Raw genomic sequence first — 20,296 nt, forward strand, 5'->3', positions numbered from 1 at the left:
CGGGGAGCCCCATGAGCAATACCGTTCAAATCAAAGTGCCGGACATCGGCGACTTCAAGGAAGTGGAAGTCATCGAAGTGCTGGTGGCGGTGGGCGACACGATCAAGGCTGAACAAAGCCTGATCACCGTCGAGTCCGACAAGGCCTCGATGGAAATCCCCGCGTCGCAAGGCGGCGTGGTGAAGTCCATCAACGTCAAGGTCGGCGACAAGGTTGCCGAAGGCACGGTCGTGCTGGAAGTGGAAGCCGCCGCCTCGGGCGCTGCCGCCGCGCCGGCCGCCAAGGAAGCTCCCAAGGCTGCCGAGGCGCCCAAGCAGGCAGCCGCTCCCGCTGCGGCGCCTGCCGCCGCGCCCGCCGCGGCCAGCTTCAAGGGCGCGGCCGACGGCGAGTACGACATGCTGGTGCTGGGCGCCGGCCCCGGCGGCTACTCCGCCGCCTTCCGCGCCGCCGACCTGGGCCTGTCCGTGGTCCTGGTGGAGCGCTATGACACCCTGGGCGGCGTCTGCCTGAACGTGGGCTGCATTCCGTCCAAGGCGCTGCTGCACAACGCCGCCGTCATCGACGAAGCCCGCGAACTGGCCGCCCACGGCATCAGCTTCGGCGAGCCCAAGATCGACCTGGACAAGCTGCGCGGCTACAAGGACAGCGTGGTCGCCAAGCTGACCGGTGGCCTGGCCGGCATGGCCAAGGCTCGCAAGGTCACCGTGGTGCACGGCGTGGGCGAGTTCGCCGACCCCAACCACCTGACCGTCAAGGCCGCCGACGGCAAGACCCAGACCCTGCGCTTCAAGCAAGCCATCATCGCCGCCGGCAGCCAGTCGGTGAAGCTGCCGTTCCTGCCCCAGGACGACCGCATCGTCGACTCCACCGGCGCCTTGTTGCTGCGTGAAGTCCCCAAGAAGATGCTGATCATCGGCGGCGGCATCATCGGCCTGGAAATGGGCACGGTGTACTCCACGCTGGGCGCGCGCCTGGACGTGGTGGAAATGCTGGACGGCCTGATGCAGGGCGCCGACCGCGACCTGGTCAAGGTGTGGCAGAAGAAGAACGCCTACCGCTTCGACAACATCATGTTGAAGACCAAGACCGTGGGCGCGGAAGCCAAGAAGGACGGCATCTACGTCAGCTTCGAAGGCGAGGGCGCGCCCAAGGAGCCGCAACGCTACGACCTGGTGCTGCAAGCCGTGGGCCGCAGCCCCAACGGCAAGAAGATCGGCGCTGACAAGGCTGGCATCGCCGTGACCGACCGCGGCTTCATCGAAGTCGATCGCCAGATGCGCACCAACGTGCCGCACATCTACGCTATCGGCGACATCGTCGGCCAGCCCATGCTGGCGCACAAGGCCGTGCATGAAGGCCACGTCGCCGCCGAAGCCGCCGCAGGCCAGAAGTCCTTCTTCGACGCCCGCGTCATTCCGTCGGTGGCCTACACCGATCCGGAAGTGGCCTGGGTCGGCCTGACCGAAGACGAAGCCAAGAAACAGGGCATCAAGATCGAGAAGGGCGTGTTCCCCTGGGCCGCCTCCGGCCGCGCCATCGCCAACGGCCGCGACGAAGGCTTCACCAAGCTCATCTTCGACGCGGAAACGCATCGCATTCTGGGCGGCAGCATCGTCGGCACCCATGCGGGTGACCTGATCAGCGAACTGGCCCTGGCCGTGGAAATGGGCGCCGACGTCGTCGATATCGCCAAGACCATCCACCCGCACCCGACCCTGGGTGAATCAGTGGGCATGGCCGCCGAAGTCGCTGAAGGCGTCTGCACCGACTTGCCGCCGATGAAGAAGAAGTAATGCGTGGGCCGCCCCTCTGCGGGCGGCTTTCCATCTGCGCAATAAAAAGCGCCGGCCCTGTGTGGGAGCCGGCGCTTTTTATTGCTTGTTCACCGCCTATGCAACAGCCGTCGTTATCTGGACGGCAAATCGCGTAAAGAGAGCGAAAGAAAGGAGCGAAAAAACCAGTCTTGCTGCGCGTGCGCTTCAGGCGTGCGTATTGATGCGCGAGCCCAGCGTGGCGTCTACGGCCAGCACCGGCAGCGACTGCATCAACGTCAAGGCGGTATCCGCTTGCGCATTGAGCGCCTTCTTCAGCACGCGGACCTGCACTTCCTGCATGACATTCGCGTCCTGCAAGGCCAGGGCGGTATTGACGGTACTGCTGATGGATGCGTCCATGCTCGGGTGTCCTAGTTAGTGGAAGGCGGTTCAAACCGACACCGGATTATCGCGTGGACTGCGCCGCAATGCACGAGATTCGTGACCGCAAACGCTGGCACTCAAGCAGCGACGGTAATCCCCGGCGCGTGCGCCCGCCGCGCCGGCTCGACCACGATTTCCACATGCTGATCCAGCGACACCAAGGCCCGCATCAAACGCTCTAGCGAGATATTCTGCAGCTTGTAGCGTCGAATCTGCGAAACCTTGGGCTGGGTCATGCCCGTAAGCGCTGCGGCTTCGATCTGGCTGAGCCCCCGCTGATCGATCAACTCATTGAGCTTGAGCGCCAACGCCGCCTTGGCCGACAGTTCCGCGGCATCTTCGAAACCCAGGTCGAGCAAGACGTTGTCAGTGCCTGGGGAATGTTCTTTACGTGTCATTGCTTGTTCCCGCCCGATTCGTACCGGGCCAGTACCGCCTTCAAGCGCTTCTGGATAAGCGCGATATCCGGCTGGGGCGTCGCGATGCCGGACTTGGATTTCTTCTGGAAAGCATGCCGCACATGGACGGCGTCATCCACTCGCACGGTGTAAACAGCCCGAAACGTATCGCCGAGATAGTCATCTACCAACTCATACACCCGCGGCCCTAATCCTTTCCAAGGCTTGGCCGCGACGGGCATGCCGCCCAGTTGGACGACGAACAGCGCCACGCCCAGGTCTTTCTGGACTTCGATGGGAAATTTCTTGAAGTTCTTCTTGCTGACGCCCTCCCAGTACAGCATCTTTCTGTCCATTATTATATCCGCTAAGGTATAAAAAACTAGTCCCCCACTATCCGCCAAATAATCGAATGCCAGGCCGAGCGATCTGGTGAGAAGAGATGGATGCAGGACAGGTGTGCAGGCGAGCCTTGCCATGACTGCGGAGTAACAACAGTGCAGCAGGCAGGATAGGCGTTGGTAGTCCGACGTTGTGGCGGACAGGGACGGTTTCAGCACTAACCGCAGGAGGGGCGGGCTGTAGTCTGTTGCGATTGGTTGGGATCCCGGCCGGCGCAGGCCGAGCCAGGCTCAGACGTGGTTCAGCCTATGCAAAGGCTCCGGCGCTGCGGGGGCGGAGCATGCTGGCGTCCTGAATGAATGCCCGCGCCTTCACGGCCGGTTCGGGCATTCCTTGATGGTGCCCCACGCGCGATTGGCCTCGCAGAACTGCGTGCGCGCGGCCCAGGCGCAATCGGGGCGGTCAAAAAAACCCAACGTTGCACAACGCGCCAACTCGTTCTTCAGCTCGCCTATCCAGGCCGTGGGATCCTCGGCAGGGATCTCGGTCACGCGCAGGGTGGACCGGGGTGCGGCGCTCGCCGCGTCCGCCGTGTTCGCCGCCGCGCGCGGCGCTGCCGCGTGCTCATGCTGTGCAGGCGAGGCAGGTTGTGGTTCGGCAGGCGCCGGCTCTGGCCCAGAGTCTGGTGAGGCGTTGAGCTCAGGTTGGGTTTGCGCTGGGCCCGGACTCGAATCTGAACCAGGGCCCGGAAACGGCAGTGGCACTGGCACCGCCACCGATGTCAGTTCGGGCTGACTGAGCACAGGTTCCGCGTGTGGGAGCGGTGCGGGCGTCAGAGGCACCCGTACCGGGCCGGCAGCCGTGGCGCCGGAAACCGCCGTATTCGGCGAACTCCAAGACACCACCAGCAGCACCAGCGCACCGTAGATCGCCAGCGTATACAGCACGGTCAACGTGGCGTAACCCACACGCTTGCTCGTGATCGGCCGGGCATTCTCGCGCCCCACCAGCGTGCGCCAGCCTACTAGCGCAGCGCCAGGCGCCGAAATCAACCACCAGAACATCCGCCGTAGCGGACCGGGTTCCTGGGGCGCGGGTGTAGCCTGCGCCTGCGCCACCAGCAATTCGCGCAACGCGCGGTTTTCTTCGCGCAGACGCAGCGTCTGCTCATCCATCGGCGCCTGGGTATCTGGATCCGGGGTGCTGCCGTGCTGCGTAGCGAGTGGATCGGGAGGCGTCGCGGTCATGTTGTGAAAACTATCGATACAAAATCGTGCAGTCGCGAGTATGAGGCAATCGGGGCAAGTGAAAAAGGGGAATAGTCTGAAAAAATGGGTCTTGATTGGGATTGGGGTACATGCCCGTTAGCGGTGTGCTCGAACTGTCACCAGACTGATTCGTTCTCATGCCTGCGGTGAGCAAATTGCGCCGGCGTGGAATGCGAACGACAAGTCCGGCAAAAAAAACAAGCCGGCGGATGCCGGCTTGTTTGTCTCGACGAGGGCGTGAGGACTCTCGGTCGGTGTTGGGAGAGCAAGGCCTGAAGGCCCCGCGTCTACCCGACCGTCAGGCGTTGCGGTGTGATTAACGCAGCAGCGACAGAACGGATTGCGGCACTTGGTTGGCTTGCGCCAGAACCGAGGTGCCAGCTTGTTGCAGGATCTGCGCCTTGGTCATGTTCGACACTTCCGTGGCGTAGTCGGCATCTTCGATGCGCGAACGAGCGGCGGACAGATTGTTCACCGTGTTGTTCAGGTTGGCGATGGTCGACTCGAAGCGGTTTTGCACGGCGCCCAGTTGGCTGCGCAGTGCGTCGACCTTCGACAGGGCCGAGTCCAGCGTCTTCAGCGGGTCGAGCGTCGATTGCTCCAGCTTGGCCTGGTCTTCGTTAATCAGGGTCTTGTTGCCGCTGGCCGTTTGCGACATGTACATGACCTTGTCAGTGGGAAGCGGAACGCCCGTCGCGCGCAGACGCACGTCGCCGTTCGTGTTGACGTCATAGGTCGCGCCGTTCAGCTTGAGCGTGCTGCCGGTGGCCGTGGCACCCTTGAGATCCAGGTCGGTCAGCGTTGCGGCTTTGTTGTTTTCTTGCGATTTGGTCGTCAAGCCGCCGTTGGTGGCGGACGTGAAGAGGGGGCTCGAGGTCGTAAGCGCTGCGCCAGTACCACCGGTGGTCGTGGAGCTGGCAATGGTGAAGTCGACTGAAGCGCCGTCAACATTGGCGGTGTAGACACCGTTACCGAAACCCAAACCGTCAGAATTGGCAGTCTTGACCGTATATTCGACGCCGTTGACGGAGAATTTCTCGTTTGCTGCCTTACCAACTGCGGCTGCGGCCAGGCTCGACTGGTCGGCGCCCGACATGGTGTATGCCGTGTTGTTGGTCGTGGAGGCCGTCACAAGATTCCCGGAGCCTGCTTGGACATACACGGCCGCGGCGGCACCTGTCGTGACGGCGCCGCTCTTGATGTCCACGTTGTAGGCCGTACCGCCGACATCATAATTGTTGGTGCCGGTTGCGCCGAAGTTCGAAATCAGATCGCCAGCCGTTGCCTTCTTGGCGCCGTTAACGTTGAAGCCGCTCAGACCCAGTGTTTGAGCGTCGATCTTTTGCAGGTCGATGCTGATGGTTTCGTTGTCGTTCGCGCCGACTTGGATCTTCAGCGTGTTATCGCCAGCGAGCACCTTGACGCCGTTGAACTGGGTCTGGCCCGAGACGCGGTCGATTTCGCCCAGGCGTTGCTGGATTTCGTCTTGAATCGACTTCAGGTCGGAGGACGAGTTCGTGCCGTTGACTGCCTGGTTGGTCAGTTGGCGCACGCGTTGCAGGTTGTTGTTGATTTCGTTCAGGGCGCCTTCGGTCGTCTGGGCAATCGAGATGCCGTCGTTGGCGTTGCGGGCAGCTTGCGTCAGGCCGTTGACGTTGGCGGTGAAGCGGTTGGCGATGGCTTGGCCAGCGGCGTCGTCCTTGGCGCTGTTGATGCGCAGGCCCGACGACAGGCGTTCAATGGCGGTGCCCAGGGTCGATTGCGACTTGCTCAGGTTGTTCTGAGCAACCAGCGAGAGGTAGTTGGTATTGATGACTGCAGCCATGTTCAGGCTCCCAAGAGAGAAAGGCTTCTTCAAACTGGGCAGCAAGGCCGCCCACTGGTGTTAACGGGAAAGTTCGTCGACTCTGTGTCTAGGAATCTCTCCGTTGCCAGGATTACGGCAGTCCAAAATCAATCTTTAGCGCTATTTCGCGAAAGTCGACATTTTTCTTCTGTCCGAAGGGATAGGGCGGTTGCCTGGCCTGAGGCCAGGCTGTTCAAGCCGCTGCGCTTATATAGTGCAAGGACGCCAGTCTTCATCGTCCCTACAGTCGGACGGATGTAGAGCGCGCGTGTCCGCGGTCTTTCATGTGTGGTCGGCGCGCAATGTAAAACGGACGCGAGGCGCGTCCGTCATGTTCAGGGGCCTTGGCGGCCAGGGCTGTCGCGGCAAAGGCGTTCCGGCGCGTGCCGAGTTTGCGCCTATCTATATCACCTGCGCAATCTGCCCGTCCTGGGGCAATTCCTGCCACGCCTGTTCCTTCAGCTTCGCCCGTATCCGCGCGGTCGCCTGCGACCTCAGTTGGCACACCCGCGCCTCGGTCACATTCAGGATCGCGCCGATTTCCTTCAGGTTCAGCCCCTGTTCGTAACAAAGCGACAACAGCAGCTTTTCACGCTCGGGGAGGGCGTCAATGGCGTGGATCAGCGCCTGGCGGAAATCGCCGGCCAGCAGCGAATCCAGCGGATTGCCGCCGGCGGCGCCATGGTTCAGCGTGGCGGCCCAGTCGGATTGGCCGCTGGCCGAGTCGGGTTCGGTGGTGAAGTCCTCGTAGTGCACGATCTGTACGCCCTGGGCATCGTGCAACAGTGATTGGTAGTCGCCCAGCGGCATGTCGAGCTGCTGCGCGATTTCGGCTTCGCTCGGGGCGCGCATCAAACGCTGTTCCAGCTGCTGGATGGCCTGCTCGATCTTGCGCGCCTTGGCGCGCACGCTCCGGGGCAGCCAGTCCTGGCCGCGGAGTTCGTCCAGCATCGCGCCGCGGATGCGGGTGGTGGCGTAGGTTTCGAATTGGGCGTCAGCGGTTTCCTGATAGCGGCGCACGGCGTCGAGCAGGCCGATCATGCCGGCCTGTATCAGGTCGTCGAGTTCTACGCTGGCGGGAAGCCGGGCGAGCAATTGCAGGGCCAGCTTCCGCACTAGCGGGGCATATTCGACCAGGCTGTCATCTGCGTGAGGCATTGCGGGAATGTCGGGCGGTGTCCATCGTTGCGCGTGGTCTGTTGTTGTCAATTTGCGACATTGTCGACAAACGCGCGGCTGCGCTAAAGCTGGGTGGATTTAGTGATCTGCAAGGTGCCATTGTCGGCAAACAACACCGTTTCATTCCTCAAAGTACGCAATGTTTTGAATGCTTATTTGCCAAATTGACGTAAATTCGTCTGAAATTTATATGTCAAGGTGTATCGGAAACGGTAAGTTGCGCAACATCAACAAAGTTTTGTCATATAAGTCATAGAAAATGACATCAGCTGTGGTAAATTTTACTTAAATTGCGAACAAATGATACATTTCGCATCAAAGCGGGATGTATCGAACGTAATGGCAACGGAATTCCGGTGCTTTTGCTTACACAAGCCCCCATCGGCGGGATAGGGAATAGGGAGTTGGGCGTGCAACAAGTCGAAAATTCATTGCTGACAGACATTCGCGAAGTGAATCTGTCCTATTTGTTACTGGCACAGCGCATGCTGCGCGACGACTACGCGGCGTCGATGTTCCGCCTGGGATTCAGCAATGAGGTTGCTGACATCCTCATGCGCCTTTCGCCGGCGCAATTGGTCAAGCTCGCAAGCTCCAGCTCGTTGCTGTGCCGCTTCCGCTTCGATGACTACAGCCTGTTGTCCGCGCTGACCCATGACGTTCTGGGTGGTGCGCTGCAGCAAGCGCACGCAACCATCCTGCTGGCCAAGCAGCCTGTCGAAGAATTGGCCTGACGGCCTGATCATTCCATCCGGAAGCACGTGTAATGGCCACCAAGAGCGTTTCGCAGGAAGCGGATGACATTCTGCTAGCCAGCTCCATGATCACTTTGGGAGCCCGGCTGCAGGTGCTGGAGGCTGAAACCAGCCTCAGCCACGACCGCCTGGCACGCTTGTACCGCGAAATCCGCGGCTGCTCGCCACCCAAGGGCATGCTGCCCTTTTCGGTTGACTGGTTCATGACCTGGCTGCCGAACATCCATTCCTCGCTCTTCTACAACGTGTATTCGTTCCTGAATACGCGCACCAGCAGCAAGGGCATACGCGCCACCATCGACGCCTATCGCCTCTATCTCGAAAACGCCGGCACCGATGCCGCCGAAGGCGCAGAGCCCGTCCTGAGCTTCACGCGCGCCTGGATGCTGGTGCGCTTTTTTGATAGCGGCATGCTGCAAATGTCCGCCTGCCGCCAATGCGGGGGGCATTTCATCGCCCATGCCCACGATCCCCAGTCGGATTTCGTGTGCGCGATCTGCCGGCCGCCACCCCGTGCCGGCAAGACCCGCGCTGCGGCCAAGGCGCGCTCCGGCACCCGCCCCGCACCCGTTGCGAATGCCGCCCGGCTCTGACCGGCGGTATTCAAATACATCAAAAGCCCTGGAAAACCCCCCGTAACCCGCCTTTTTGGGTCGGGGGGAACAGGGGATCATTGACGCCAGTTTTAGACTTCGTTGGCAGGGGCCTGATGTGTTGATTGTTATCGGTTTTCTCGTGGTGGCCGTGTCGGTCGTCGGCAGCTTCATAGCGCTGGGCGGCCATTTGGGCGCGCTATACCAGCCGTTCGAGCTCACGCTGATTTTCGGGGCGGCTTTTGGTGCCTTCCTCGCCAGCAACAGCAAGAAGTCGTTGATGTTGGTCAAGTCCGCCTTGCCCGACGCCTTGAAAAGCTCGCGCTACGGCAAGGACGTGTACATGGAGCTGATGGCGCTCTTGTACGTGCTGCTGAACAAGGCACGCCGCGAGGGCCTCATGGCCATCGAGTCGCATATCGAAGACCCGGAATCCAGTCCGATCTTCAGCGAGTACCCCCGCATCGCCAAAGACGCCAAGCTGATGGAGTTCATCACGGACTACCTGCGCATCATGATCAGCGGCAACATGAGCTCGTTCGAAATCGAGACGCTCATGGATGAGGAAATCGAAACCTACCGCCATGAGCGCGAAGTTCCTGTGCGCGCACTGCAGCAAATGGCCGATGGCCTGCCGGCCTTCGGTATCGTGGCCGCCGTGCTGGGCGTGATCAAGGCACTGGCCGCCGTGGACCAGCCTCCGGCGATCCTGGGCGACCTGATTTCCAAGGCCATGGTGGGCACGTTCCTGGGTATTTTGCTGGCCTACGGCTTCGTGGGGCCGCTGGCGTCGCGCATCGAGCGCCGCAGCGATGAGGCCACCAAGGTGCTGGAATGCATCAAGACCACGCTGCTGGCCAGCATGAACGGCTATCCGCCCCAGCTGGCCGTGGAGTTCGGCCGCAAGGTGCTGTTCTCCGCAGTGCGTCCGACCTTTGGTGAGCTGGAAGAGCACGTCCGGCAAGCCAAGTCCACCGCCACCGGCAAGGCCTGACGGAGCGGGCCATGAGCACGGTAAACAACCACCGTGTGGTGATCCGCCGCAAGAAGGTCCACGGCGGCGGGCACCACGGCGGCAGCTGGAAGATCGCGTACGCAGACTTCATCACGGCGATGATGGCGTTCTTCCTGGTGATGTGGCTGATCAGCGTGGTCCCGCGCGAAGAGCTCAAGGGCATTGCGGAGTACTTCCGCATGCCATTGCGCGTCGCCATTACGGGTGGGCCCAGCAGTTCGGCCGAGACCAGCGCGGTTCCAGGAGGCGGCAGGGATCCCTTGCGCAGCGAGGGCGATGTACGCCGCGCGCAGGGCAACCGCGTCGAGGCCCAGCCCATGGGCGACGCCGAACGCCGCGAACAGCATCGCCTGGAAAATCTGAAAAAGCGGCTCGAAAACGTCATCGAGACCAGTCCGGTGCTGAAGAGCTTCAGGCCGCAGTTGCTGATCGACCTGACTACGGAGGGTCTGCGCATCCAGATCATCGACAACCAGAACCGTCCGATGTTCGCCACCGGCCGCGCGGAAGTGCAGCCTTACATGCGCGACATCCTCAGGGAACTGGGGCCGGTCCTGAATGAATTGCCCAACAAGGTCAGCATCTCCGGCCACACCGACGCCTCGCAATACGCTCGCGGAGAGCGCGCCTATAGCAATTGGGAGCTGTCGGCCGACCGCGCCAATGCGTCGCGCCAGGAGCTGGTGGCGGGCGGAATGAACGAAAGCAAGGTCCTGCGCATCCAGGGGCTGTCGTCCAGCATGAGCCTGGTTAAAGATGACCCGTATGCGGCCGTTAATAGACGTATCAGCCTTGTGGTGCTCAACCAGAGCACCCAGCGGCGCATCGAAAGCGAGAACGCCGCGGCTGCGGACGTCAGCGCCAAGGATGCCCGAGAGGTAGGAACGGCGGTGGAAGCGGCGCAAGCCGCGGCCCAGGCCACGACGGCAACCAAACCAGGCGAGGCGGAGAGCAACCCGCCCGCGGAAGGGGTTCGATAGCAATGGCTGCAACGATTCTTGTGGCGGACGACTCGGCGACGATGCGCATGATCGTCCAGGCGACGTTGACGGGCGCGGGATGGAAAGTCCTGACGGCCGGCAATGGCCAGGAAGCGCTGGAATTGGCCAAGAGCCACCCGGTGGACCTGGTGGTCAGCGACTGGAACATGCCGGTCATGGGCGGTCTGGAGCTGATCCAGGGACTGCGCCAAGAGGACGAGTACCTGGACGTGCCGGTCTTGGTGTTGACCACCGAGGACGACGTGGACAGCAAGATGGCCGCCCGGGATCTGGGGGTCTGTGGCTGGCTTTCCAAGCCGGTCGACCCGGATGTGCTGGTGGAATTGGCGTCTGAACTGCTCGACGAGCAGGCCGGCGCGTAAGCAAGTTCATTTTTGAAGGCGTACGGGTCATGAGTTCTGGTTTGGACCTCAGTCAGTTTTACGAGACCTTTTTCGACGAGGCGGACGAGCTGCTCGCGCAGATGGAGCAGCTGCTGCTCGAGCTGGATGTGGGCGCGCCCGACATCGAACAGCTCAACGCGATCTTCCGCGCCGCCCACTCGATCAAGGGTGGGGCGGCCACCTTCGGCTGCTTCACTCAGCTGGCGGGCACGACCCATTTGCTGGAAAACCTCCTGGATGCGATCCGTCGCGGCGAAATGGCGCTGCGTACGGACATGATCGATATTTTCTTGGAAACGAAAGACGTGCTCAAAAGCCAACTGGATGCCTATCGGGCCTCCGAAGAGCCCGATGAAGCCGTGTTTGAGCGTATCTGCGCCGTACTGAGGCAGCTTGCGCTGGAGCATAAGGATCCCGCCGCGGCAGCCGCGCCGGCCGAGGCCCCTGCACCCGTGGCAGCGCCGGTTCCGGCCCCGGCTCCCGTGATCGCCCCGGCGCCTGCCCCCGAGCCCGCCGCGCAAGCGCCGGCAGCGGAAGCCGGCAGCTTGCCTCTGCGTGTGCGGATCACCAAGGTTTCGGACAAGGACGCCGCCTCCCTCCTCGAGGAAATGGGCAATCTCGGCAACGTCAAGGCCAGCGAACGCGCCGACGGCGCCCTGACCGTCTGGATGGACAGCACCTGCACGCCAGACGATATCGAGGCAGTATGCTGCTTCATCGTCGACGGCGACCAGCTGGAAATCAGCCGCGAAGCTGCTCCGGCGGGCGTAACGCAGGCTGCTGCTCCAATTGCGGCTGCGACGCCCGCGCCGGCTCCCGCACAGACGGCGCCCGAAGCGCCGGCCGTCGCCGAGTCGGCTGCGGCCGCCGAGGCCATCACACAGTCCACCCGCGCGGCCCGGCCCGCTGCGGCAGCTCCGGCGCACGCGGACAAGGAATCCACCTCGATCCGCGTCGGCGTCGAAAAGGTCGACCAGGTCATCAACTTGGTGGGCGAACTGGTCATTACCCAAGCCATGCTGGCCCAGACCGCATCCACGCTGGATCCGGTGCTGCACGACCGCCTGCTCAATGGCATGGAACAGCTTGAGCGCAATGCCCGCGACCTGCAGGAAGCGGTCATGTCCATCCGCATGATGCCGATGGATTACGTGTTCAGCCGCTTCCCACGCCTGGTGCGCGACATCGCCAGCAAGATGGGCAAGCAGATCGAACTGCAAACCCACGGCCGCGCAACGGAACTGGACAAGAGCCTGATCGAACGCATCATCGATCCGCTGACCCACCTGGTGCGCAACAGCCTGGACCACGGCATCGAGACGCCCGAAAAGCGCGTCGCCGCTGGCAAGGACCCCGTCGGACAGCTGGTGCTGTCGGCCCAGCACAACGGCGGCAACATCGTCATTGAAGTCAGCGACGACGGCGGCGGGCTGAACCGCGACAAGATCCTGAAGAAGGCGATCGCCCAGGGCCTGCCCGTCAACGAGAATTCGCCGGACGACGAAATCTGGCAGCTGATCTTTGCGCCGGGCTTTTCCACCGCCGAAAAGGTGACGGACATCTCCGGCCGAGGCGTGGGCATGGACGTGGTGCGCCGGAACATCCAGGACATGGGCGGCCACGTGCAGCTGTCGTGCGAGCCGGGCAACGGCACCACGACGCGCATCGTCCTGCCGCTGACGCTGGCCATTCTGGACGGCATGTCGGTGCGCGTCGGCGAGGAAACCTTCATCCTGCCGCTGAACCATGTAACCGAATCGCTGCAGCCCACCAATGACCAGATCTACTCGGTGGCGGGCAACGAGCGCGTGATGCACGTGCGCGGCGAGTACCTGCCGCTGGTCGAAATGCACCGGGTGTTCTCGGTCAGCGACGCCCAGACCGATCCCACGCAGGCCATCGCGGTCATCATGCAAGCCGAGGACCGCCGGTTTGCGTTGCTGGTGGATCACCTGATCGGCCAGCACCAGGTGGTGGTGAAGAATCTGGAATCGAATTACCGCAAGGTGCCGGGCATTTCCGCCGCCACCATCCTGGGCGATGGCAGCGTGGCCCTGATCGTCGACGTATTTGCGCTTGCGCGCGCCAACCGCGAGCGTTGGTCGCAGCCCGAAGCCATTCTGAATTGATGGAGAAATAAACCTCATGGCAGCCAAACCGCAAGCGCAAGCCGCGCGCAATGAAGATGTCGGCAGCGAGTTCCTGGTGTTCACGCTGGGCGACGAAGAGTACGGCATCGACATCCTGAAGGTGCAGGAGATCCGCGGCTACGACGCCGACACGGTCACCCGCATCGCGAATGTTCCGCCGTTCATCAAGGGCGTGACGAACCTGCGCGGCATCATCGTGCCCATCGTCGACCTGCGTATCAAGTTCAACCTGGGCCGCGTCGACTACAACGAGCAGACCGTGGTAATCATCCTGAACCTCGACCGCCGCGTCGTCGGTATCGTGGTGGATGGCGTGTCCGATGTGCTGATGCTCAATTCGGGCCAGGTCCGCCCGGCGCCGGAATTCGGCGCCACTTTGTCCACCGAGTACCTGACGGGCCTGGGCACGGTGGACGAACGCATGCTGATCCTGGTGGATATTGAAAAAATGATGACCAGCGACGAAATGGCGCTGGTGGAGAAGGTCGCGTCCTGATCGGAACGGCCTGCTGGGAGGTAAAAGCGCCATATTGAACCCAATGTGGCGCTTTCCTTTAACGACTTCAATCTGGGAGTGGTTCTTGTGATGCGCAAGTTCTTCGCAAACATGACGATACGCAGCAGCCTGTTGTGGGTGCTGGCGTTTTTCTCATTCATGTTGGTGATAGGGGCCGCGTTGGGCGTGCTGTCCCTGCGCATCAGCAATGGCACCCTGGCGCAGATCAAGCAATCGCAAGAGCTGGATGACGCGGTCGGCCGCGTGGTCTCCAGCTACAAGGACACCATGACTGGCCTGGGCCGCGCGGCCGCCGCCAACTATGCGGACATCGTGAAGAGCGTGGGGCAGCCCACCTTGCTGACCCAGGGCTTGTCCTCCGAGGCGGCTGGCCTGCTGGAGCGGGCCAAGGCCTCCATGAACAAGGGGCAGGCCGAGTACGAGTATTACAAGAGCCTGGCTCGGCCCGCCGAAGCGGCCGACGCCCTGAAAGAAATCGACGAATCCTATGACGCGCTGGTCCGGCAAGGGCTGACGCCGCTGGTGGCCGCCTTGGAAAAGGCGGACATGCCTGCCTACCAGAAGCAAGTCCAGACAGTACAGGACGCTCTCGAGGGGCGGTACGCGCGCGCCATCGAAGGCTTTGATTTCTGGCGCGCCAGCAAGACGCTGGATGCGCACGAAGTGGCACAGGTGCGCTACCAGTTCGTCCTGATGGCAGTCGCCGCCGGCGGCGTGATCGCTGCGCTGCTTGTGTTCGCCACCTATGTGTTCCTGCGTCGCCGCGTGCTGCTGCCGCTGAAGGAAGCCGGTCATCACTTCGACCGCATCGCCGGTGGCGACCTCACCGCCCGCGTGGACGCGCGCAATACCAACGAAATCGGCCAGCTGTTCGCCGCCTTGAAGCGCATGCAGGAAAGCCTGACCCGCACCGTGGCGTCAGTGCGCCGCGGCGTGGATGAGATCAACGTCGGTTCGCACGAGATCGCGGCGGGGAATACGGACCTGTCCAGCCGCACCGAGCAGCAAGCGGCCTCGCTGGAAGAAACCGCGGCTTCGATGGAAGAACTGGCCTCTACCGTCAAGCAGAACGCCGACAATGCGCGCCAGGCCAACCAGCTGGCGGCCAGCGCCTCGGACGTGGCAGAGCGCGGCGGTTCGGCGGTGTCGGAAGTGGTCCACACCATGCAGGAAATCTCGGCAAGTTCGCGCAAGATTTCCGAGATTGTTTCGGTGATCGACGGCATTGCCTTCCAGACCAACATCCTGGCGCTGAATGCAGCGGTGGAAGCAGCCCGAGCGGGCGAGCAGGGCAAAGGCTTTGCCGTGGTGGCAGGCGAAGTGCGCTCGTTGGCGCAACGCAGCGCCCAGGCGGCCAAGGAAATCAAGGGCCTGATCGAGGATTCCGTGACCAAGGTTGGCGCGGGATCGCAGCAGGTGGAGCGCGCCGGCTCGACGATGCAGGAGATCGTGGCCTCGGTGAAGCGCGTGACGGACATCATGGGCGAGATCTCGGCGGCGTCCGAAGAGCAGTCCAGCGGCATCGAGCAGGTCAACCGTGCCGTGTCGCAGATGGACGAGGTGACGCAGCAGAACGCGGCGCTGGTGGAAGAGGCTGCAGCAGCTGCGGGTTCTCTGCAGGAGCAGGCGCAGCGCCTGGCCGAAGCGGTGTCCGTGTTCAAAATCAACGTGGGTGAGGTCATCGAGGTTCCGGCCCAGCGCCTGTCGTCGGCGCGTTCCGCCGGTGACGACACCCGCTTGCAGGCGCCTGACTCGCTTGCGCTTGGGCACTGAGGATCGCAGTGGCTACAGCAGCGGCAACCCAGGCGCCGTCCATTTCGGTGGAACGCCAATTCGATTTTCGCGACGCGGACTTTTCGCGCGTGCGCAAGATGATTCACGCCTATGCGGGAATTTCGTTGGGCACGCACAAGCGCGAAATGGTCTACAGCCGGCTTGCCCGGCGCCTGCGCGCGCTGGGCATGCAGGATTTTGGCAGCTATCTGGACCAGCTTGAAAACGAACCGAATGCGGCCGAGTGGGAAGATTTCGTCAACGCATTGACGACCAACCTGACCGCCTTCTTCCGCGAATCGCATCACTTCCCCATCTTGGCTGACTTTGCCAAACGGCGCGGCGGCCCGGTGTCGGTGTGGTGCTGTGCGGCCTCCACCGGGGAAGAACCGTATTCCATCGCCATGACGCTGGTGGAAGCGCTGGGCCCTCGGGCCAGTGCAAGTTCGGTGCTGGCCACCGATATCGACACCAATGTGCTCACCCGTGCGCGCGCGGGGGTCTACCCGGCCGAGCGCGTGGACAAAATGGATAGCGAGCGTCTGCGGCGCTTCTTCTTGAAAGGCCGGGGCGCCAACGAAGGGCAGGTCCGGGTGCGTCCCGAGATCGCCGACATGGTCCGATACGAGACGCTGAACCTGTTGGCGCCGACGTGGCAAATCAACGAACAGTTTGATGTGATCTTCTGTCGCAACGTCATGATTTATTTCGACAAACCTACCCAGGCCAGGATCCTGGAACGGTTTGTGCCGCTGCTCAAGCCGGGTGGCTTGCTGTTTGCTGGCCATTCCGAGAACTTCACCTATATCAGCCGGGACTTTCGTCTGCGCGGGCAGACTGTCTATGAATGCGCGGGCAGGTCCTGAGCGGGCCGAGGCAGCAAAAAATGAAGAAAATTAGCGTTTTGTGTGTGGACGATTCGGCGTTGGTGCGTGGCCTGATGACCGAGATCATCAACAGCCAGCCGGACATGGAGGTGGTCGCAACCGCGCCCGATCCGCTGGTGGCACGCGAACTCATCAAGCGCCATAACCCCGACGTGCTGACGCTGGACGTGGAAATGCCCCGCATGGACGGGCTGGATTTCCTGGAAAAACTGATGCGCCTGCGGCCCATGCCGGTGGTGATGGTGTCGTCGCTGACCGAGCGAGGCGGCGAAATCACGTTGCGGGCCCTCGAACTGGGGGCCATCGACTTCGTCACCAAACCCAAACTGGGCATCCGCGACGGCCTGCTCGAATACACCGAGATCATCGCCGACAAGATACGCGCCGCCTCGCGCGCCAAGCTGCGCGCGCCAGCAGCGCACGCCGCGCCCGCCGCACCCGCGCCCATGTTGCGCCGTCCGCTGTCCAGCTCGGAAAAACTGGTCATCGTCGGCGCGTCCACGGGCGGCACGGAGGCGATCCGCGAGGTGCTGCAGCCGTTGCCGCCCGACAGCCCGGCCATCCTGATCACCCAACACATGCCGGCGGGCTTCACGCGCTCCTTTGCGCAACGCCTGGATGCCCTGTGTGCGGTGACGGTCCGTGAAGCCGTGCACGGCGACCGCGTGTTGCCCGGGCACGTTTATCTGGCGCCGGGCGGTGACATGCACATGCGTCTGGGCCGCAGCGGTGCCAACTACGTGATCGAGCTTGAAGCCAGCGAACCCGTCAACCGCCATCGCCCGTCGGTGGACGTGCTGTTCAACTCGGCGGCCGTCGCCGCGGGCAAGAACGCCATCGGCGTCATCCTGACCGGCATGGGCAAGGACGGCGCGGCCGGCATGCTGGCCATGCACCGCGCGGGCGCCCACACGATTGCGCAGGACGAGGCCAGCTGCGTCGTCTTCGGTATGCCCCGCGAAGCTATCGCCTTGGGCGCCGCGGATGAAGTGGTTTCGTTGTCGGCGATAAGCGAACGCATTCTGACTCGCCTGGGCGATCGCGGGCACCGCGTCTGACGCGCAAGGCTCCCCGATCGGTCCAAGCTAAATTTTTTCTGGAGTAGAAGATGGTAGACAAGGGCCTGAAGATTCTGGTGGTGGATGACTTCCCCACCATGCGGCGGATCATCCGCAACCTGCTCAAAGAGCTGGGTTTCGAGAACGTGGATGAGGCCGAAGACGGCGCCATCGGCCTGGAAAAGCTGCGCAATGGCGGTTTCCAGTTCGTGGTGTCGGACTGGAACATGCCCAATCTCGACGGCCTGGAGATGCTCAAGCAGATCCGCGCCGACGCGGCGCTGGCCTCGCTGCCCGTGCTGATGGTGACGGCCGAGGCCAAGAAGGAAAACATCGTTGCCGCGGCCCAGGCCGGCGCCAACGGTTATGTGGTCAAGCCTTTCACGGCGGCGACGCTGGAAGAGAAGCTCAACAAGATCTTCGAGAAAATCGCCGGTTGAGGTGAGCCATGAGCACGACGGAACATGAGAGCCCGGGCGAATCCCCCGACCTGATCCACCGCATCGCGTCGCTGACGCGCATGCTGCGCGACAGCATGCGCGAACTGGGGCTGGATCAGGCCATCAAGGACGCAGCCAACGCCATTCCCGATGCCCGCGACCGTCTGCGCTACGTGGCGCAGATGACGGAGCAGGCCGCCAACCGCGTCTTGAACGCCACCGAGCAGGCCGGCCCCATCCAGGATGGCCTGTCGCGCTCGGCGCAGGCGCTGGATGCGCGCTGGCAGCAGTGGTACGACCAGCCCCTGGAATTGCCCGAGGCGCGCGAGCTTGTGAAGGACACGCGCGCCTACCTGCAGGATGTGCCAAAGCAGGCGCAGCAGACGCAATCCCAGCTGATGGAAATCATCATGGCGCAGGATTTCCAGGACCTCACGGGCCAGGTCATCATGCGCATGATGGACGTGGTCGGCGCGATCGAGCGTGAACTGCTGCAGGTGCTGCTGGACAACGTCCCGCAAGAACGCCGCGACGAAGCCAACAGCCTGCTCAACGGGCCGCAGATCAGTCCGCAAGGCAAGACCGACGTAGTGACCAGCCAGGACCAGGTCGACGACCTGCTGGCCAGCCTGGGCTTCTAGCCGGGAGCCGCGCCGCCGGACAGGGACTCCGGCGGTGCATTTTCCGGGTGGTGCCGCCCGCGCATGAAGGTAGTCCCTAAGGGCGCAAAGCGCGCCTCGTGGATAGACTCCCCTCCAAAACAATAATCAGGGGCCGTGCAGCGTGAATCATGGCGCGCAATGCGCGCCAGGCAACGGATGCCCATAGAAGGCGATCCGGGCCGGCACAAGGAGATTGATCATGGCCAGATCCGTATTCCGCCTGGGCGGCATGTGGCGGTTGTTGCGGCGGCTCAATCGCGGCGACGCGACCCTGTCGGAACGTACGCTATCCATCAGCCCGGCCGTTTGGCCGCTGTACGGTTTCATGGCGCGCATACGCAGCCGCATCATGACCGTACGCCAATCCAGCATCGAAATCGCGCTGAACGCCGCCCGCACGCAGTTCCAGGCGGGCCATTGTTCGATCCTGGCACAGGAGCAGGCGCGGGCCGCGGAAGCGCTCGCGGCCAGCGGCGCGCAAATCGCCGCGTTGTCGACGTCAACCTCCACCCATGCGCGTGAGATTGCCGAGGTGTCAGGGCAAAATCTGCACGCGGCGCAGCAGGCGCTGGCCGAACTGTCCGACGTCAAGGCGCGGGTGGAGCGCATGACGCGGGAGATGGCTTCATTCACCGAGGTGGTCGGTCAACTGACAGACCGCGCCCACTCCGTTGGGGACATCAGCAAGCTGATCAAGGAGATCGCCTTGCAGACTCAACTCCTGGCCTTGAACGCCGGGGTCGAGGCGGCCCGGGCGGGGGATGCGGGGCGGGGATTCGCCGTGGTTGCCAGCGAGGTCGGGCGGCTGGCCGAGCGTGTGAACTCGGCTACCAGCGATATCGGCCGGCATACCGCCGAGATGTTGGAGCTGGTGGAGACGACCCAGCATCAGACCGGCACATTGCGCGAGGACGTCAACGCGTCCGGCGCAGTGCTGGATCGGACATGCTCCGGCTTTGAGCGTTTCGTGCGGGACTTCGACAGCATGAACCGCCAGGTCGGCGACGTTGTCCAGGCCATAGGCGAGGTGGACTCCACCAACCACGGTATGAGCGAGGAGGTGGGGCGGATAGCGGCGTTGAGCGCCGACGTGTTGAATCGCGTCGGCAACATGTCCAGCGAAATCGACCGCATCCGTCGCCAGACGGAGAGCGTGCAGGAGGTGCTGGCCGACATGCGCACCGGCAATACCGCCTTTGACGGCCTGTCCCAGGCTGTCGAAGCCTTCCGCGACGCCGCTGTCAACCTTTTGGAAGACGCCAGAAGCCGTGGTGCCGATGTGTTCGACCGCCATTACCGGCGCATTCCCGGCAGCGACCCTGCGCGCTACCACACCAGTTACGACCGGCAGATCGATGAGACCGTGACGCAGTTGCTTGATAGCGTGCTGGATGGCGTGCCGGGCGGGATCTACACGATCCTGGTGGACGGCCGGGGTTACGCGCCGGCCCACAATCGCCGCTTTTCGCAAGCGCCTACCGGGGATCCGAAGCAGGACATCCTGCGAGTGCGCAACAAGCGCATCTTCGATGATCCGGTGGGCTTGCGCCTGGCGACCAATACCGGCGGGATGCTGCTGCAGACCTATTCCCGCGATACGGGCGAAATCGTCAATGACATTTCCATCCCGGTCTATCTGGGGTCGGAACATTGGGGCGCGGTGCGGATCGGCCTGGACTTCAACCGCTTCCAGGCGGCGGCCGGAGAGGGCGAGGCAGACCGGCTGGCGGTCGCCACAGGCCACTGACGTGGCTGGCCTGCCCGGGCCTGGGGGCGTTCCGGGCGGGCCTGGAGCGCGCCGCCTGAAACGCATCCGGGAATAGCGCCGCTT

The 20,296-nt window shown here is 62.9% G+C and carries 20 protein-coding genes; 14 read left to right on the top strand and 6 right to left on the bottom strand.

The window, feature by feature from the left end:
* The first annotated feature begins 11 nt into the window (after window positions 1-11).
* Entirely contained in the window at window positions 12-1,793 is a 1,782-nt protein-coding gene (lpdA, locus tag IB257_RS01200; RefSeq protein ID WP_119451923.1) for a dihydrolipoyl dehydrogenase, read from the top strand.
* 186 nt (window positions 1,794-1,979) lie between these two features.
* Here lpdA and IB257_RS01205 read toward each other — a convergent pair whose 3' ends face one another.
* The 6 genes from IB257_RS01205 to IB257_RS01230 all read right to left on the bottom strand — a co-directional run bounded on the left by IB257_RS01205 (window position 1,980) and on the right by IB257_RS01230 (window position 7,210).
* Complete coding sequence (locus tag IB257_RS01205; protein ID WP_175163418.1) at window positions 1,980-2,174, bottom strand: YjfB family protein; 195 nt, start codon at window positions 2,172-2,174, stop codon at window positions 1,980-1,982.
* A 101-nt stretch (window positions 2,175-2,275) separates the two neighbouring features.
* Window positions 2,276-2,596: a helix-turn-helix domain-containing protein gene (locus tag IB257_RS01210; RefSeq protein WP_192491743.1), complete on the bottom strand. Its 321-nt coding sequence runs from the start codon at window positions 2,594-2,596 to the stop codon at window positions 2,276-2,278.
* Entirely contained in the window at window positions 2,593-2,952 is a 360-nt protein-coding gene (locus IB257_RS01215; protein ID WP_225588711.1) for a type II toxin-antitoxin system RelE/ParE family toxin, read from the bottom strand. Before IB257_RS01215 ends, IB257_RS01210 begins: the two co-directional genes overlap by 4 nt.
* A 357-nt stretch (window positions 2,953-3,309) precedes the next feature.
* On the bottom strand, window positions 3,310-4,185 hold the full coding sequence (locus IB257_RS01220) for a hypothetical protein (RefSeq protein ID WP_192491744.1): 876 nt from the start codon (window positions 4,183-4,185) through the stop codon (window positions 3,310-3,312).
* A 337-nt stretch (window positions 4,186-4,522) separates the two neighbouring features.
* Window positions 4,523-6,031 carry a flagellin gene (locus tag IB257_RS31800; RefSeq protein ID WP_192491745.1) on the bottom strand — a complete coding sequence of 503 codons (1,509 nt, stop codon included), beginning with the start codon at window positions 6,029-6,031 and terminating at the stop codon, window positions 4,523-4,525.
* A gap of 423 nt (window positions 6,032-6,454) precedes the next feature.
* Window positions 6,455-7,210, bottom strand: a complete 756-nt coding sequence (locus IB257_RS01230; RefSeq protein ID WP_088140089.1) for an RNA polymerase sigma factor FliA — start codon at window positions 7,208-7,210, stop codon at window positions 6,455-6,457.
* 431 nt (window positions 7,211-7,641) lie between these two features.
* Between IB257_RS01230 and flhD the strand changes: the two genes are divergently transcribed.
* The 13 genes from flhD (at window position 7,642) to IB257_RS01295 (ending at window position 20,212) form a co-directional block, all read left to right on the top strand.
* Window positions 7,642-7,965: a flagellar transcriptional regulator FlhD gene (flhD, locus tag IB257_RS01235; protein ID WP_013393369.1), complete on the top strand. Its 324-nt coding sequence runs from the start codon at window positions 7,642-7,644 to the stop codon at window positions 7,963-7,965.
* Window positions 7,966-7,997: 32 nt separating this feature from the next.
* Window positions 7,998-8,579 (top strand): flagellar transcriptional regulator FlhC, encoded by a 582-nt coding sequence (gene flhC, locus IB257_RS01240; protein ID WP_118934083.1) that lies wholly within the window; start codon window positions 7,998-8,000, stop codon window positions 8,577-8,579.
* 118 nt (window positions 8,580-8,697) lie between these two features.
* Window positions 8,698-9,573, top strand: coding sequence for a flagellar motor stator protein MotA (gene motA, locus IB257_RS01245; protein ID WP_054456657.1), 876 nt, complete (start codon window positions 8,698-8,700; stop codon window positions 9,571-9,573).
* Window positions 9,574-9,584: 11 nt separating this feature from the next.
* Window positions 9,585-10,574 carry a flagellar motor protein MotB gene (gene motB, locus IB257_RS01250; protein WP_054456658.1) on the top strand — a complete coding sequence of 330 codons (990 nt, stop codon included), beginning with the start codon at window positions 9,585-9,587 and terminating at the stop codon, window positions 10,572-10,574.
* Between the two features lie 2 nt (window positions 10,575-10,576).
* On the top strand, window positions 10,577-10,957 hold the full coding sequence (locus IB257_RS01255; RefSeq protein WP_054456659.1) for a response regulator: 381 nt from the start codon (window positions 10,577-10,579) through the stop codon (window positions 10,955-10,957).
* Window positions 10,958-10,986: 29 nt separating this feature from the next.
* Window positions 10,987-13,107 carry a chemotaxis protein CheA gene (cheA, locus tag IB257_RS01260; RefSeq protein ID WP_119451935.1) on the top strand — a complete coding sequence of 707 codons (2,121 nt, stop codon included), beginning with the start codon at window positions 10,987-10,989 and terminating at the stop codon, window positions 13,105-13,107.
* Window positions 13,108-13,123: 16 nt separating this feature from the next.
* A complete protein-coding gene (gene cheW / locus IB257_RS01265; RefSeq protein ID WP_056570175.1) occupies window positions 13,124-13,624 on the top strand; it encodes a chemotaxis protein CheW in 501 nt (166 codons plus the stop codon).
* A 90-nt stretch (window positions 13,625-13,714) separates the two neighbouring features.
* The gene (locus IB257_RS01270) at window positions 13,715-15,418 is read left to right on the top strand and encodes a methyl-accepting chemotaxis protein (protein ID WP_192492140.1); all 1,704 of its coding nucleotides are present in this window, start codon (window positions 13,715-13,717) and stop codon (window positions 15,416-15,418) included.
* Between the two features lie 8 nt (window positions 15,419-15,426).
* Window positions 15,427-16,284, top strand: a complete 858-nt coding sequence (locus IB257_RS01275) for a CheR family methyltransferase (RefSeq protein ID WP_054456662.1) — start codon at window positions 15,427-15,429, stop codon at window positions 16,282-16,284.
* A 20-nt stretch (window positions 16,285-16,304) separates the two neighbouring features.
* Window positions 16,305-17,363, top strand: coding sequence for a chemotaxis response regulator protein-glutamate methylesterase (locus IB257_RS01280; RefSeq protein WP_013393378.1), 1,059 nt, complete (start codon window positions 16,305-16,307; stop codon window positions 17,361-17,363).
* A gap of 50 nt (window positions 17,364-17,413) precedes the next feature.
* Window positions 17,414-17,803, top strand: a complete 390-nt coding sequence (cheY, locus tag IB257_RS01285) for a chemotaxis response regulator CheY (RefSeq protein WP_013393379.1) — start codon at window positions 17,414-17,416, stop codon at window positions 17,801-17,803.
* 8 nt (window positions 17,804-17,811) lie between these two features.
* Window positions 17,812-18,444, top strand: a complete 633-nt coding sequence (gene cheZ, locus IB257_RS01290) for a protein phosphatase CheZ (RefSeq protein ID WP_054456663.1) — start codon at window positions 17,812-17,814, stop codon at window positions 18,442-18,444.
* 220 nt (window positions 18,445-18,664) lie between these two features.
* The gene (locus tag IB257_RS01295; protein ID WP_225588712.1) at window positions 18,665-20,212 is read left to right on the top strand and encodes a methyl-accepting chemotaxis protein; all 1,548 of its coding nucleotides are present in this window, start codon (window positions 18,665-18,667) and stop codon (window positions 20,210-20,212) included.
* Window positions 20,213-20,296: the final 84 nt, after the last annotated feature.

The sequence above is a fragment of the Achromobacter sp. ACM03 genome, assembly GCF_014851665.1.
Taxonomy (GTDB): Bacteria; Pseudomonadota; Gammaproteobacteria; order Burkholderiales; family Burkholderiaceae_B; genus Achromobacter; species Achromobacter aegrifaciens.

What these genes read in the sequence shown, in the direction of transcription:
- lpdA (WP_119451923.1), top strand. Translation starts at nt 12, where the DNA reads ATGAGCAATACCGTTCAAATCAAAGTGCCGGACATCGGCGACTTCAAG.
- IB257_RS01205 (WP_175163418.1), bottom strand. Translation starts at nt 2,174, where the DNA reads ATGGACGCATCCATCAGCAGTACCGTCAATACCGCCCTGGCCTTGCAG.
- IB257_RS01210 (WP_192491743.1), bottom strand. Translation starts at nt 2,596, where the DNA reads ATGACACGTAAAGAACATTCCCCAGGCACTGACAACGTCTTGCTCGAC.
- IB257_RS01215 (WP_225588711.1), bottom strand. Translation starts at nt 2,952, where the DNA reads ATGGACAGAAAGATGCTGTACTGGGAGGGCGTCAGCAAGAAGAACTTC.
- IB257_RS01220 (WP_192491744.1), bottom strand. Translation starts at nt 4,185, where the DNA reads ATGACCGCGACGCCTCCCGATCCACTCGCTACGCAGCACGGCAGCACC.
- IB257_RS31800 (WP_192491745.1), bottom strand. Translation starts at nt 6,031, where the DNA reads ATGGCTGCAGTCATCAATACCAACTACCTCTCGCTGGTTGCTCAGAAC.
- IB257_RS01230 (WP_088140089.1), bottom strand. Translation starts at nt 7,210, where the DNA reads ATGCCTCACGCAGATGACAGCCTGGTCGAATATGCCCCGCTAGTGCGG.
- flhC (WP_118934083.1), top strand. Translation starts at nt 7,998, where the DNA reads ATGGCCACCAAGAGCGTTTCGCAGGAAGCGGATGACATTCTGCTAGCC.
- motB (WP_054456658.1), top strand. Translation starts at nt 9,585, where the DNA reads ATGAGCACGGTAAACAACCACCGTGTGGTGATCCGCCGCAAGAAGGTC.
- IB257_RS01255 (WP_054456659.1), top strand. Translation starts at nt 10,577, where the DNA reads ATGGCTGCAACGATTCTTGTGGCGGACGACTCGGCGACGATGCGCATG.
- cheA (WP_119451935.1), top strand. Translation starts at nt 10,987, where the DNA reads ATGAGTTCTGGTTTGGACCTCAGTCAGTTTTACGAGACCTTTTTCGAC.
- cheW (WP_056570175.1), top strand. Translation starts at nt 13,124, where the DNA reads ATGGCAGCCAAACCGCAAGCGCAAGCCGCGCGCAATGAAGATGTCGGC.
- IB257_RS01270 (WP_192492140.1), top strand. Translation starts at nt 13,715, where the DNA reads ATGCGCAAGTTCTTCGCAAACATGACGATACGCAGCAGCCTGTTGTGG.
- IB257_RS01280 (WP_013393378.1), top strand. Translation starts at nt 16,305, where the DNA reads ATGAAGAAAATTAGCGTTTTGTGTGTGGACGATTCGGCGTTGGTGCGT.
- cheY (WP_013393379.1), top strand. Translation starts at nt 17,414, where the DNA reads ATGGTAGACAAGGGCCTGAAGATTCTGGTGGTGGATGACTTCCCCACC.
- cheZ (WP_054456663.1), top strand. Translation starts at nt 17,812, where the DNA reads ATGAGCACGACGGAACATGAGAGCCCGGGCGAATCCCCCGACCTGATC.
- IB257_RS01295 (WP_225588712.1), top strand. Translation starts at nt 18,665, where the DNA reads ATGGCCAGATCCGTATTCCGCCTGGGCGGCATGTGGCGGTTGTTGCGG.